This is a genomic window from Bacillus pinisoli (genome assembly GCF_023036475.1).
Lineage (GTDB): Bacteria > Bacillota > Bacilli > Bacillales > SA4 > Bacillus_BS > Bacillus_BS pinisoli.
The window spans coordinates 21276-35607 of the sequence record NZ_JAJQKI010000009.1 but is presented as its reverse complement, the minus strand read 5'-3'; the positions used below and the strand labels follow the sequence as shown (position 1 = coordinate 35607).

13 protein-coding genes are annotated in these 14332 nt (G+C 39.0%); 6 read left to right on the top strand and 7 right to left on the bottom strand.

Annotated features, from left to right (window positions below; translation table 11 throughout):
- Nucleotides 1-13 precede the first annotated feature (13 nt).
- From LT143_RS13835 to LT143_RS13825, 3 genes are all read left to right on the top strand, one after another.
- Nucleotides 14-1204 carry a glycine C-acetyltransferase gene (locus LT143_RS13835; protein ID WP_246943812.1) on the top strand — a complete coding sequence of 397 codons (1191 nt, stop codon included), beginning with the start codon at nucleotides 14-16 and terminating at the stop codon, nucleotides 1202-1204.
- 76 nt (nucleotides 1205-1280) lie between these two features.
- Nucleotides 1281-2228: an L-threonine 3-dehydrogenase gene (locus LT143_RS13830; RefSeq protein ID WP_246943811.1), complete on the top strand. Its 948-nt coding sequence runs from the start codon at nucleotides 1281-1283 to the stop codon at nucleotides 2226-2228.
- Nucleotides 2229-2285: 57 nt separating this feature from the next.
- Nucleotides 2286-3458: a class I SAM-dependent methyltransferase gene (locus LT143_RS13825; protein WP_246943810.1), complete on the top strand. Its 1173-nt coding sequence runs from the start codon at nucleotides 2286-2288 to the stop codon at nucleotides 3456-3458.
- Between the two features lie 215 nt (nucleotides 3459-3673).
- On the opposite strand, the gene rarD is transcribed toward LT143_RS13825, so the two are convergent.
- Nucleotides 3674-4615, bottom strand: coding sequence for an EamA family transporter RarD (gene rarD / locus LT143_RS13820; RefSeq protein WP_246943809.1), 942 nt, complete (start codon nucleotides 4613-4615; stop codon nucleotides 3674-3676).
- A gap of 110 nt (nucleotides 4616-4725) precedes the next feature.
- Here rarD and LT143_RS13815 point away from each other — a divergent pair, with 110 nt between their 5' ends.
- Nucleotides 4726-5877, top strand: a complete 1152-nt coding sequence (locus tag LT143_RS13815) for a GNAT family N-acetyltransferase (protein ID WP_246943808.1) — start codon at nucleotides 4726-4728, stop codon at nucleotides 5875-5877.
- Nucleotides 5878-5963: 86 nt separating this feature from the next.
- Here LT143_RS13815 and LT143_RS13810 read toward each other — a convergent pair whose 3' ends face one another.
- Nucleotides 5964-7454: a glycine betaine uptake BCCT transporter gene (locus LT143_RS13810; protein ID WP_246943807.1), complete on the bottom strand. Its 1491-nt coding sequence runs from the start codon at nucleotides 7452-7454 to the stop codon at nucleotides 5964-5966.
- A gap of 198 nt (nucleotides 7455-7652) precedes the next feature.
- Here LT143_RS13810 and nfsA point away from each other — a divergent pair, with 198 nt between their 5' ends.
- Nucleotides 7653-8402: an oxygen-insensitive NADPH nitroreductase gene (gene nfsA, locus LT143_RS13805; RefSeq protein WP_246943806.1), complete on the top strand. Its 750-nt coding sequence runs from the start codon at nucleotides 7653-7655 to the stop codon at nucleotides 8400-8402.
- A gap of 77 nt (nucleotides 8403-8479) precedes the next feature.
- Here the strand turns inward: nfsA and LT143_RS13800 are convergent, their stop codons facing one another.
- From LT143_RS13800 to LT143_RS13785, 4 genes are all read right to left on the bottom strand, one after another.
- The gene (locus tag LT143_RS13800) at nucleotides 8480-9052 is read right to left on the bottom strand and encodes an LOG family protein (RefSeq protein WP_246943805.1); all 573 of its coding nucleotides are present in this window, start codon (nucleotides 9050-9052) and stop codon (nucleotides 8480-8482) included.
- Nucleotides 9053-9132: 80 nt separating this feature from the next.
- Nucleotides 9133-10104 (bottom strand): nuclease-related domain-containing protein, encoded by a 972-nt coding sequence (locus LT143_RS13795; protein ID WP_246943804.1) that lies wholly within the window; start codon nucleotides 10102-10104, stop codon nucleotides 9133-9135.
- A gap of 297 nt (nucleotides 10105-10401) precedes the next feature.
- Nucleotides 10402-10893, bottom strand: coding sequence for a peroxiredoxin (locus LT143_RS13790; protein ID WP_246943803.1), 492 nt, complete (start codon nucleotides 10891-10893; stop codon nucleotides 10402-10404).
- Between the two features lie 73 nt (nucleotides 10894-10966).
- Nucleotides 10967-12214: an FAD-dependent oxidoreductase gene (locus LT143_RS13785; protein WP_246943802.1), complete on the bottom strand. Its 1248-nt coding sequence runs from the start codon at nucleotides 12212-12214 to the stop codon at nucleotides 10967-10969.
- A gap of 314 nt (nucleotides 12215-12528) precedes the next feature.
- Here LT143_RS13785 and LT143_RS13780 point away from each other — a divergent pair, with 314 nt between their 5' ends.
- Nucleotides 12529-12984, top strand: a complete 456-nt coding sequence (locus tag LT143_RS13780) for an Rrf2 family transcriptional regulator (protein WP_246943801.1) — start codon at nucleotides 12529-12531, stop codon at nucleotides 12982-12984.
- A gap of 35 nt (nucleotides 12985-13019) precedes the next feature.
- On the opposite strand, the gene LT143_RS13775 is transcribed toward LT143_RS13780, so the two are convergent.
- Nucleotides 13020-14252, bottom strand: a complete 1233-nt coding sequence (locus LT143_RS13775) for an aminopeptidase (protein ID WP_246943800.1) — start codon at nucleotides 14250-14252, stop codon at nucleotides 13020-13022.
- Between the last annotated feature and the right edge of the window lie 80 nt (nucleotides 14253-14332).

The following is a 14332-nucleotide window of genomic DNA, read 5'->3' as shown; positions in this document are numbered from 1 at the left end:
AGGAGGGAATAAAATGTCTAGCAAACAATTAGAAGCATTTCTAAATGAAAACCTTGAAGATTTAAAAACGAGAGGATTATACAATGTCATTGATCCTCTTGAAAGTCCAAATGGACCTATGATTACAATTGAGGGAAAAGAACTAATTAACTTGTCCTCCAATAACTATTTAGGTCTGGCAACAGACTCGCGTCTAAAGAAAGTAGCGACAGAGGCACTAGAAAAGTATGGTGCCGGTGCAGGAGCCGTTCGTACAATCAATGGAACTTTAAAGGTTCACATCGAGCTTGAAGAAAAGATTGCGGAATTCAAACAAACAGAAGCAGCGATTGCGTATCAATCAGGGTTTATGTGTAATATGGCTGCTATCTCGGCTGTTATGGATAAAAATGATGCCATCCTTTCTGATGAGTTAAACCATGCATCCATTATCGACGGCTGCCGTTTATCTCGTGCTAAGATCATTCGCTATAATCATTCTGATATGGAAGACCTTCGTGCGAAAGCAAAAGAAGCAAAAGAGTCTGGTCAGTATAATAAGTTAATGATTATCACAGACGGTGTGTTCTCCATGGACGGAGATGTGGCATTACTACCTGAAATCGTCGAGATTGCTGAAGAATTTGACATTATGACATATGTGGATGATGCACATGGATCGGGTGTTTTAGGAAAAGGTGCAGGAACGGTTAAGCATTTCGGTTTACAAGATAAAGTAGACTTCCAAATCGGAACGCTATCAAAGGCAATCGGTGTTGTGGGTGGATATGTGGCAGGTAAGAAAAACCTAATTGATTGGTTAAAAGTTAGAAGTAGACCATTCTTATTCTCAACTTCTTTAACTCCAGCTGATGTAGCAGCAAGTAAGAGAGCCATCGAAATTTTGCAAGAAAGCACAGAGCTTCATGACAAGCTTTGGGAAAATGGCGATTACTTAAAGAAAGGTTTAAAGAGCCTAGGCTTTAATATCGGCAACAGTGAAACACCAATTACTCCTTGTATAATTGGAGACGAAGCATTGACTCAGCAGTTCAGTAAACGCCTTTACGAAGAAGGAGTTTATGCAAAATCAATCGTGTTCCCAACAGTACCTCGTGGAACAGGTCGTGTTCGTAATATGCCAACAGCTGCTCACTCTAAAGAAATGCTAGACCATGCGATCGCTATCTATGAAAAAGTTGGAAAAGAGATGGGGATTATATAAACCGTAAAAACAAGGTTTTAGATATAAAAAGATTTTAGGAATGAGCCTTAAAAAGCAACAATGGGGGAATCTTTACATGAAAAAGATATTACTAACTGGTGCACTAGGTCAAATCGGAACAGAGTTAACAGAAAAACTAAGAGATGTATATGGTGTTGACAATGTAGTCGCTACAGACATTCGTGAAACGGATCATCCGGTGGTAAATAACGGTCACTTCGAATTACTAGATGTTACCGATGCAAACGCAATGGGAGAAATTGCGAAGAAATATCAGGTTGATACCATTATTCACTTAGCTGCATTACTTTCTGCAACGGCTGAAGCAAAACCATTACTAGCTTGGAATCTAAATATGGGTGGTCTAGTGAACGCATTAGAAGTGAGTCGTGAGCTAAACTGTCAATTCTTCACACCAAGTTCAATTGGAGCATTTGGTCCAGATACACCGAAGAATCAAACTCCACAAGATACGATTCAACGTCCAACGACGATGTACGGTGTGAACAAAGTAGCCGGCGAGCTACTTTGTGATTACTACCACCACAAATTTGGTGTGGATACGAGAGGATTACGTTTTCCAGGATTAATCTCTTATGTGGCCCCACCAGGTGGCGGAACTACTGACTATGCAGTAGAGATTTATTATAAGGCGATTGAGAATGGCGCTTATACCTCTTACATTAATAAAGGGACATATATGGACATGATGTATATGCCAGATGCTCTTAATGCGATCGTAAATCTAATGGAAGCAGACCCTGCCAACCTTAAGCATCGCAACTCTTTCAATGTAACAGCGATGAGTATTGAGCCGGAAATGGTCGCTGCAGAAATTCGCAAGCATATCCCATCTTTTACAATGGACTATAATGTGGATCCAGTTCGTCAAGGAATTGCCGATAGCTGGCCAGATTCTATTGATCCAACTGCGGCAACAGAAGAATGGGGCTTTAAAGCAGAGTATGACCTAGCAAAAATGACACAAGATATGTTAACAAAGCTAAAAAGTAAATTAGCATAATAAATGGCTGATCCGAATATGGATCAGCCTTTACCCTTAATAAGGAGAAAAAGGTGAATGAGTAAGTATACAGTTGATACACTAGTAAAATTAGCTACAGAGTTAAAAGAGCTTTCCCCTTATCGCTTTATAAAATCGAGTGCATTACTGCTGCAAGGTGTAGAAGTCGAATCGGATACTGAGCATGTAGAGGTGCAATGGGATTTATTTGATACAGTTTATCAGCATTTTCAAGATCATATAATGAGCCCTATTCAAAAAACTAATCACCAGGCACAGTTTACGTTTATTTTTGAAGGGCTAACAATTCAAGTCTCTTGCCAATTCAATGTAACCGTTCGAACCGATCCTTACCATATTTCAGTGATGGTACATAATGAAGAGGTTTGGGTGCATTCTCTTTATGCTTATTTATATAAAGAGTCTCAGTTTGAATCCATCATTCATGAATACTTATATACAGAGCAGCGCCTGTTGACTTCTCAAAATCAAGCAGCCTGGAACCAGGATCAATACAATGCCTTAGTGGAGCGGTATGGTGAGCCTGAGAAAAACGCTCAAAAGATTGCGGAAAATCCAGAGTGGAGATTACACCCTTTTTATCGTCATATGGGGAATGTCAAAGGAAAAAACATTGTTCACTTACTAGGTTCAAATGGAATAAAAGGTGTGGCGTTATCACTACTAGGTGCACGAGTAACCGTGGTTGACTTTTCAAAAGAGAATGCCAGTTATGCCAGAGCTTTAGCTGAAAAAGCAGGCGTCGAGCTGAATTACATAGAATCAGATGTTTACTCACTACCACTGGAGTCTCTCCAAGATTCAGCTGATGTAGTATTGATGGAGCTAGGGGTATTACATTATTTCATTGACCTTACCCCCTTAATTCAAATCATTAAATCAGTGCTGAGAAAAGGTGGGGTTTTCTTACTGCATGAATTTCATCCCATCTCAACGAAGTTAATCACTTCTTCAGGAAAGAAACACAAAGTAACGGGGAACTATTTTTCACCTGTCATTGAAACAAGCCACGTTGCCTTCTCGAAACATATGGGTGACGATCAAGACACTCTCGTAAAAGTATCTCAACGGAAGTGGACACTAGGCGAAGTCATTACAACACTAGGGCAAGAAGGGCTCTTAATTCGAACGTTAGAAGAGGAACCTAATCATAAAGTCCACGATATCGGCTTACCCAAAACCTATACCATTGTTGCTGAAAAAATGTAAGTCCATAAGTTGTTTTAGAAAAGGAGGGCTGCGCTATATACTTAGATAGCGTGGCTTTTCTTATAGGTGAAAATAGGTGTTTGGACAATATATTTATAATTTCGCCATTATCCTTTAACTTGTGGTTAACAAAATTTGAAATTGGCCAATAAATCTATATGATTGGACCATATTCTTATTTATTAGACATAAAAAAGGACAAGAGACCAACTCTCTTATCCTTGCATTGATTTTTTACTAGGTACTAACTTCGTTTCTAGTAATACGAACCATTTTGTTTTAGAAATTGTATAAACGGTTAGCGCCATCCAAATAAAGATGAAGGATACAAGATGCGTATCAGTGAATTCTTCTTTATAAAGGAACACACCAAGTAGTAGAGTGATCGTTGGCGAGATATATTGTAAAAATCCGACCATTGACAGCGGAATTCGTTTTGCACCGATTGCAAATAGTAGTAATGGTATCGCAGTTGCAATACCTCCACCCATTAATAGTAGACTCAAGCTCCAGTCAGCTGCAAAGGTACCTCCTCCACCACTATGAACAGAACTAAGAAATAATAACGCAAACGGAGTAATGATAAGCGTTTCAATCGCTAACCCTACCATTGCCCCGAGCTGAACAAGCTTCTTAATCAATCCGTATACCCCAAAGCTAACGGCTAATGCTAGTGCCAACCAAGGTACATGACCAAAATAGATTGTTAAATTAATAACCCCAATACTGGCTAAAATAAAGGAAATTGTTTGCCATTTCGTAATCTTTTCTTTTAATACTAGTAAGCCAAGTAGAATACTAACGAGTGGATTAATATAATAACCAAGACTCGCTTGAACAACATGGTCTGTATTGACGGCCCAAATATAAACGCCCCAGTTTACACTAATCGTAACTGAAGCTAATGAGATGCCAAACAATCTTTTTCGGTGGGTAATGAGTTCTTTTAAATCAACTTTTAATTGCTTTATTTTTCCAACTGCCATTAAAATAAGAATCATAAAGACGAATGACCATACAATTCGATGAGCAAGAATTTCTACGGGTGAGACATCTTGAACAAGCTTCCAGTAAAGCGGGAGAATGCCCCAAAGTAAGTAAGAGGCGGTGGTGGCAGCAATCCCAATTGCCTGAGATTGATCGGTGGTTGAGTTCATTTTGTTAACCTTCTTTACAATAAGTTGTAATAAGTGTAGGAGGTATTGCAGGGAATTGCAATATAAAAATTTCGGTAATCGAGATATGTATATGGGGAGGGAGTAGAATTATGCGAGAGATTAGAAGATTGACAGAAGAAGATTTCATACAAAGCTTAGAGCTTTCACAATATGCTTTTCAATACGTGGTCCCAAAGGAAGACTATCCTAAGCGAAAAGAGACCTTTATCACTCATGAAGTATGGGGAGAATTTGAAGATGGTAAGTTGTCTTCCAAAGCACATATTATCCCACTTCAAATTTTCTTAGGAGAGAAATTAGTATCCATGGGTGGACTGGCTGGCGTGGCAACATGGCCGGAATATCGAAGAAATGGAAGTGTAACGCGTCTGATGATTCAATCCTTACAATCCATGAAGGAAAAAGGACAAACGCTCAGTATGTTGCATCCATTCGATTTCCATTTTTACCGTCGATTCGGCTGGGAATATTGCTTTACTCAAAAGAAAATAACGGTTGATAAGAAAGATTTACACTTCATGCAGGAGGCTCCTGGCCGAGTCAGGCGTTTAGTTCAAGGTGAAGAATTACCTATTGTTAATGACCTTTATGAAAAATACGCAAAGAATTACAATGGTATGCTTCAACGAACAACGAGCTGGTGGGAGAAAAATGTCTCATCGCCTGGATATCAATTTGTACTGTATACAGATCATCAAGGAGAACCTGCTGGGTACCTTCTTTACAAAAATGCCGATCAACTGCTAGATGTTCAAGAATTTGTATACGTCAATGAAGAGGCGAGAAGAGGACTTTGGAACTTCATTTGCCAGCATGATTCTATGGTTAATCAGGTGAAGCTTATCTTGACGGAGGATGACTCGCTTCCATTTTTATTAAAAAATCCTAAAGTGAAGATTGAACTAGAGCCCTATTTCATGGCGAGAATTGTTGATGTAAAAGGGTTTTTAGAACAGTATGAATTTGAAAAAGTTGTGGAAGGCCTAGTTTTACATATTCAGGATGATCAGGCTAAGTGGAATCAAATATCAATAAAGATTGAAAACGGAGAAATCTCAGTAGCAAGTAAAGATGATAGAGGACTTGCGCTAAATATTCAAGCTTTAACCGCCGTACTTTTAGGGGCACAGAAGGCAGATTTCTTGTTTAGAACGGGTGACATAAAAGGTACCCCTGAACAAGTTGCGATCTTATCAAAGCTCATACCAAACCGTGGTACTAGTTTAATTGATTTCTTTTAATGGTATGTAAAGGTTCTTTTCTAAAACTTTGTTGCTTTTTAGCGTAATTTATACGAAAAGACCCTATGTAGAAACGAAAAACCCCATTAAGGGGTTTTCTTCTTAAGCTTTCGTTCTTTGCTAAAGTCCTTCAGCATAGCAAAACACATTAGGATTAAGATGAAAGTTAACGGGAAGGCACTCACGATAATAGCTGTCTGCATGGCGCCTAAGCCGCCTGATGCCATTAGGACAACGGCTGAAAGTGCTAAAACGAGTCCCCATGTAATTTTCACCACATTATTAGGATTTAAACTACCGTAGGTTGTTTGCATCCCTAAGACGAAGGTTGCTGAGTCTGCTGATGTGATAAAGAAGGTAGATATTAAAATTAAGGTTGTGATAATGAGTACATTCGTTAATGGCAACTGTTCATACATGTAAAACAGTGCAGTTTCTAGTGATTGTCCAGCAATATTAGAACCTAAATTATAATCAAAATTAATCGCCGTCCCACCGAACACCGCGAACCAGATCGCACAAACAAGAGACGGAATAATCGTAACAGCTAATACGAATTCACGAACCGTTCTACCTTTGGAAACACGAGCAATGAAAGTCCCAACAAATGGAGCCCAAGCAATCCACCATGCCCAATAGAAGATGGTCCAACCTTGTACCCAAGCAGCTCTCTCTTGGTTAAATGGAGCCAATCGTAGTCCCATACTAGGCAGGTTTTGTACATATTCTCCGAGAGTGGTGACAAATAAATTTAGGACAAAAACCGTTGGTCCTAAAAAGAGTACTAGTGCAAAAATTATGATAGCAAGACCCATATTGGCATTACTTAAGTATTTGATTCCTTTTTGTATACCTGTTGACGCGGACAGGATGAATAGCACCGTCACAATGGATATAATGATTAGCTGGGTACCAAAAGTATTTGGTAGCCCGAATACATAACTTAGTCCACCATTAATTTGCTGAGCCCCTAGACCAAGTGAAGCGGCAACACCAAAAATAGTAGCAAATACAGCGATCGTATCAATAACAGTACCAATCGGACCTTTTACACGTTCACCTAAAATAGGATAGAGTGTCGCACTCATTAGACCAGGTAACCCTTTTCTGAACTTATAATAAGCAAGTGCAAGTGCAATTGTTGCGTAAATAGCCCAGGCATGGAATCCCCAATGCAGGTACGTATATCGTAACGCCAATCGAGCTGCTTCAGGTGTACCTCCCTCTCCTAGTGGGGGACTGACAAAGTGTGAAATAGGTTCTGACACACCAAAGAATAATAACCCGATCCCCATCCCTGCACTAAATAACATCGCAAACCATGTTGCACGTGAAAATTCAGGTTTATCCTCATCTTTTCCCAACTTAATGGATCCGTACTTACTAAAAATTAAAAACAAGGCAAACACGAAGAAAAAAGTAGCGGCAAGTTGATAGAACCAACCGAATTGAGTTAAAAAGTATGCTTTTGTCACATCCATTATTTCACCAAGTCGCTCTGGTGAAACGACACCCCAGATGACGAAAATGAGTGCAATAACAAGTGATATGTAGTAAACCTTAGAAACGTCCTTCATCTAATTCCTCCTTTAATGTTAGTATTAACTACAAATTTAGCTTTATCATGGAATATTAGGACGATTACGTTATACCCCTTATTCAGGGGGTATAAACATCATCTAAAATATTGTAAGCACTTTATTTGAAGTGAACATCGTTTTTCCCTTAAGATAAAATTGGAACGAAAATACAACTTGTGATGGAAAGGGGTATTTATGAACACGGTAATTGAAACACTTTTGAATCATAGATCAATACGGAATTTTGAAGATCGTGCATTGTCGGCTGAACAAATTAAAACAATTGTAGAATGTGCGCAAGCTGCATCTACATCAAGCTATGTTCAGGCATATAGCATTATTGGGGTAAAGGATCCTGAGAAAAAGAAGCAATTGGCAGCCTTAGCGGGGAACCAATCCTATGTAGAAGAAAACGGTCATTTTTTCATTTTTTGTGCGGATTTACATCGACATGATGTAGCTGGTGAAATGGAAGGTATTGAAGTTCAGGAATCACTAGAAAGTACGGAGAAATTTATGGTAGCTGTCATTGATGCGGCTCTTGCTGCTCAAAACGCAGCAGTTGCAGCAGAGTCGATGGGATTAGGGATTTGTTATATAGGAGGCCTTCGTAATCAGCTCCAAGAAGTGACAGAGCTTCTCAAAACGCCTAATCGAGTTATTCCACTATTCGGATTATCAGTTGGCTATCCTGCCGCAGACTCTGGAAAGAAAACGAGACTGCCGTTTGAGCATATTTATCACGAAGATGAGTATCAACAAGACCAAGGCCTTTATAAGAAACAACTTGAAGAATATAACGAGACGATCTCAGCTTATTATAAAGAACGAACAGGTGGCAAACGAACCGATACATGGACTTCACAAATGGCTAATTCCTTAAAAACTCCTAGAAGAATGTATATGAAAGACTTTGTTGAAAACAAAGGGTTTAATAGAAAATAAAAGTGTAGAAGGACCAATTCGATATTGAATTGGTCCTTTTTGAGGTTGCTTTATAGGGTGAAGCTATATGGAGAGTTTCATCCCCATTTATCGCTGGTAGTACTTTCGAACTCGTTCATCAGATTTACTAGTTTTTCAGGATTTTCTTCAACAATCACACTTGTTAGGTAGTCTTCTTTTAAGAAACCTTCGCTCACCATATGCTCAAGTAAGTCCATAAATTTTCCGTAAAATTGATTAATGTTAAAGAGAGCAATCGGTTTAGCATGGTATCCAATTTGGTACCAAGTCATGACTTCTGCAAGCTCTTCTAATGTGCCAATTCCCCCTGGTAGTGCAATAAAACCGTCAGATAACTCGTACATCTTGGCTTTACGCTCATGCATATTTTCAACGATATGTAGGTTTGTCAGTTCAACATGATCGACTCGTTCATGAATCAGCTTTGGAATGACGCCTGTAACCTTACCTCCATGTGCCATGACCGTTCTTGAGATTTCTCCCATGACCCCTACATTGCCGCCGCCGTAGATTAATTCAATTCCCTGCTCAGCTAGTAATGCGCCAAGCTTCTTAGCCTGTTCTATATACTCGGGATGCGCCCCCGTGCTAGACCCGCAAAACACACAAACACTTTTTAACTCGTTCAAGGTGGATCCTCCGTTCCATTTTCTTCACTATATCATCATTTTTACACAAAATGGCTATAAAAATCCATCGCAACATCAAGTTAATCAAGAAAAGGTGAATGATACAATCTCGCTTTCGTTTTTCCTTTAAATTTTAAATTCATATTGGAAAGTAGACGATAGGCGAGGTGAACTGAAGTGACTTGAAGAAAGTTCGCTGCTGCTCGAGTTGTAATATAAGGTGAGCATAATAGAAAATAATCAAAGATTGCTTGTATATGAGCCGTTTTGGTAGTTTCCATACACATAGGGCAACTCCATTTAGTAGATACACGTTTCATCGGGATATGATGACAATTGGGGCATTGAACTCCATCTTTAATATCACTTGGATGAACCTGGTAAGCTTCTTTCATGTCAAAATGAGGAGTCGAATGAAACTTCGCGAATAACTTTACAAGTTTTTTAAGGGCTTTTGAATCAAGGTGAGGCTTTGAAGAGGGAGTGGGGAGTTCCTGAATATGAGTTGGCAGACGATAGGCATGGATGACTTGATTCTGGATGGTTCTAGCGGCTTCTTCATCTTCCGCTTTAATAATTGTAGAAGGATTACTAATAACGACTAGAGTCTTGATTGGTAATGTATAGTGGAACGGTTCAAGGAATTTGGCAAGATGTTGAGCCTGAAGTTTCACTTGAGTAATAGGGTCAGTGAAGCCCTCTTGTTTATCACGATAGATCCTAATTAATTGATTGAATTTAGTATCAAACAGAAGGGTACCTGCCATATTCTTCACTTCAATGACTAATGCATAATGTGGGGTTAGGATGAGAGTATCAATCTGAAAAAAGGTATTGTAAATGGGGAGGCGCAAGTCCTGTAGAATGATATAGTTCCGATCATCTAACATACTTAGATGATAGTCTAATGCTTGTTCACCTCTATAGCCAGCTTTTCTCTTCTTAAAATCTGCTTCAATCTCACTTCTGGTTGGAAAATCGGGAGGAATTCTCCTTAATAACGCTTCGTTCGTTAACAATCTAATAGGTTTTGAACGTTTTTTAACGATCAAAATCTCACTCCTTCTATTGTGGGGTATTTTCCTTTGCCTCCAAGTATAAGTTAATCGCTAAGAATTGTGAATTCCACGAAAAGTCTGGTTCATTCCACGAAAATATCATTTATTCCAACTTTTTAGTGGTTATTCCACGAAAAATCTCACTATTTTACAATTTTAATCAATAATTTCACGAAACCCAAAACTACCCCAATTCAAGCCCCTATCCAGAGGAAATCCTCTTTAACACAGTAAAGGAGTGGGGGCCTGGCCCCCACTCCTTTAAAGCAATAAAGCTTAGCTTATCTTACCTTATCTATTCTCAAGCTTTGCAAGCTCACCAAGAATTTCTTCATTTTCAGGTAGCTTGTCAATTGGGTGTACATCGATAAAGCGAACAATTCCTTCTTTATCAATGATCACTAACGCACGCTCTGACATTCCTTTTTCATGGCGCACACCGTATGCATCAGTAACTGCACCTTGTGGGTAGAAGTCAGCTAATAGCGGGTAGGTAATGCCACCTAAAGATTTTTGCCATGCTTCATGGCTTGGTACACTGTCTACACTAATACCCAAAACTTGGGTATTTAAGCCTTCAAACTCTTCGAGGTCATCCTCGTAAGAAGGCATTTGCGCGCCTCAGACAGGGGTCCAATCTAAAGGATAAAATGCGATGAATACGTTTTTCTTACCTAGAAAGTCTGATAGACTTACTTCACGGTTGCCATGTGCTTTAAGTGTAAAGTCAGGTGCTTTATCACCAACTTTGAGCGTTTTTGTAACTGTTGCTCCTTTTGGCATCGTTCATCCTCCTCTGTGTAAAATAGTATGTAATATATAATTAGCTAAGAGAGCCAAGAGACTCTCTTAGAAATTAACTGTATTGTGGTCTCATTTGCTTGCGTTTATTCACGTGTTGATCGGCACTTAACGCAGCGATACATCCATCTGCCGCGGAAATAACGGCTTGTTTAATTGGTGTTCTTCTAGCGTCGCCACCAGCATATACACCGTCTACGCTTGTTTTTAACGTTTCATCAACTTCAACATAGCCTTCAGTATCTCGCTTCACAGCATCACCTAAGAAATCCGTTCCTGGTTTTAATCCAGCTAGGTATAAGAATACACCGTCGATTTCCCAAGTAACTTCATTTTTCTCAGCGTCACGAATTAATAACGTCTGAACCTTCTTGTCACCGTTAATCTCTTTTAAACGATGGTTGAAGTAGATGGTTACATTGTCTTTTGCTTTTAGTTCATCAAGGTTAGCTTCACCTTTTAACTTATTTGTAGGAACAAGCATTAGCACTTCTCTTGCAAATTTCGAAAGGGCAAGTGCTTCGTGTACAGCTTCATCAGTATCACCGACAACTGCTACTGCACGGTTTTCAAAGAAAGCAGCGTCACATGTAGAGCAATAGCTTACTCCACGACCTGTAAATTCTTCTTCACCTTTAATTTTACTGCCAGGAGCTTTAGCGCCAACCGCAATAAACACGCTCTTTGCTTGAATCGTTCCTTCAGGTAAAACTAACTTCTTTATTTCTTCATCCGAAAAGTCAACACTTAACACATTGGAGCGAATCATCTTCGTGCCAAAGTCTTTTGCTTGAACATGCATCTTTTCAAGCAGTTCTTGACCTGTTACTTCACCAGGAACACCTGGATAATTAGCAATTTTATGTGTAATGGCTAGTGTGCCAGAAGAAGGAGATTTATCAATAATTAAAGTCTTTAATCTTGCACGTGATGCATACACTGCTGCAGACGTTCCAGCAGGACCTCCACCAATCGCGACAAAATCATACACTTCATTAAATACATCTTGTGTTGGTTCTTCAAAAATTACGGCAGCGGTATTGCTTGTCCCAGCAGTTTGAAGTGCCTCTACAGTTACACCAAGTGCCTTCTTCATCTTTTTAGGACGGTAGCCAATAAACGCTTCACCATCAATAAACACGACTGGGGTAGAAAACATTCCTTGCTCATGAAGATCATCAAAGTACTTCGGGTTGTCTGTTACATTACGCTCCTCGTAAGTAAAGCCCCATTCCTTTAATTCAGTTTTTATTTTTTCACAATACGGGCATCCCGTACTACTATAGATAACAATAGTCGGCATCATATTACTCCCCTCATCTTTATAACCTTTCTCAAGATATAATATTTATAATGTAGAGTCAAGTCGAAATAGGTTGAAAATGCTTTAGTAGGATAGTGATAAAGCTAGATTTGGCAAGGTTTTTCAGACTCTCTAGCGCGGTTTTAAAAAAGTAATATACAATCTATCATCCCCAAAAATTCGTTTCACTAGTCAACTAGATTCAAAAATTAAACAAAAGTTTTACAATTATGTTTCAATTTACATATATTTAGAGTAACGAAGTAATTGCTTATGTTATGATAGTTGCAGCAAGTAGAAAGAGGAGAATCGTGTTGAAGCTTACTAGTTATACAGACTATTCGTTACGAGTCCTAATCTATTTAGGTACATTGGATGAGGGGCGTCTAGTTAACATAAAAGAGATTGCAGAAATCTATCAAATCTCTAAAAATCACTTAATGAAAGTGATTTATGATTTAGGCAGGTTTGGCTATATTGAGACAGTCCGAGGGAGAAACGGTGGAGTAAAACTTGCCCTTAAACCAGAAGAAATTAATATAGGTGAGGTTATCCAAAAGACCGAGGATGACTTTTATATGGCAGAATGCTTTGATCCTTCTAATAAGGGATGCGTGATCAGTCCGGCTTGTAAGTTAAAAAAAGCTTTGGATGAAGCGGTGCATGCTTATCTGAATGTACTAAAATCTTATACACTGGCTGATATATTAGAAAATAAATCTTCCTTACAAAAGCTCTTTTCCATACAAATAGAAAAAACACGAAGCTAATTTTATTTTGCATCGTGTTTTTTTTACTTCCTCTATTATATAACCCAGTCCCCATTTCGGAACAATGGTTCAACGGTTCCATCCTCTTTTACTGCATCGATATCCATTTCATTAGAACCAACCATAAAGTCAACATGCGTCAAACTTGAATTCGAGCCTTCTTCCTTTAGTTCCTCATTACTCATCTTCGTTCCGTTCTCTATACAGATTGGATAAGCAGATCCGATTGCTAAGTGATTGGATGCATTTTCATCAAATAAAGTATTGTAAAATAATATGTTAGATTGAGAGATTGGAGATGAATGTGGTACTAAGGCGACCTCTCCAAGGTAGCGTGAACCTTCATCTGTATCAATTAGTCGGTGGAGTGTTTCTCCTCCAACCTCTGCATGAAAGTTAACAATTTTTCCGTTTTCAAATGTCAGGCTGAACTGATCAATGATATTTCCGCCGTATATTAGTGGTTTTGTACTGCTGACAACTCCGTTAACGCCATCTCTCTTAGGAGTTGTAAATACTTCTTCCGTCGGCATGTTTGGCACAAAATTTACGCCGTTCGCATTTTTTGCTCCGCCGCCTACCCAGATATGTTTATTTGGGAGTTCAATAGTAAGGTCAGTTCCAGGTGCTCGGAAATGAAGTTGTTTATATTTTTTATCATTCAAAAAGTCAACTTTGCTGCGAAGGTTGTTGCTGTGTTCTTCCCATGCACTAACAGGGTCTTCAAGTGATGCTCTTGTGCAGTTGAAAATTGCCTCCCATAATGCTGCTTCTTGTTCCTCTGTCGGGAGTGTTGGAAATACCTTCGCCGCCCATTCCTTTGTTGGGGTAGAAACCACACACCAGCTAATCTGGCTGGATTGAGTCATCTTTCTGAACCCCATCAGATGCTGTGCGTTCGTTTTATTTACAATGGCGATGCGATCTGGGTCAATGCCTGCTAATAAGTCCGGATTGGATGCAACGATGGATAGATAAGCGCATCCATCTTTCGCCATTTCTTCGTACCCTTTCGCTTTCCAAGCTGGAAATTCCTTTAATGATTCTTCTGGTGCCTGTTCTAATTTGATTTTTGAGATTTGTTCGTCGTTCCATTCGATATGTACATCCTTGGCACCGGCACGGTATGCGGACTTCGTTACTTCTCTTACAAAAGCTGCTGATACAATGGGTGCGGCTATTAATAAGCGTTGTCCTTCTTGTATGTTCAACCCTATCTTAACTGTTATCTCTGCATATTTTTCTAAATTTAGTGAAAATTTATCCAATTCTAACTCCCCCTTATATGTTATGTATTTTCATTGTAAGTTAATATGAAATAAAAGGAAAATAAGTTATTCTAGTAAAA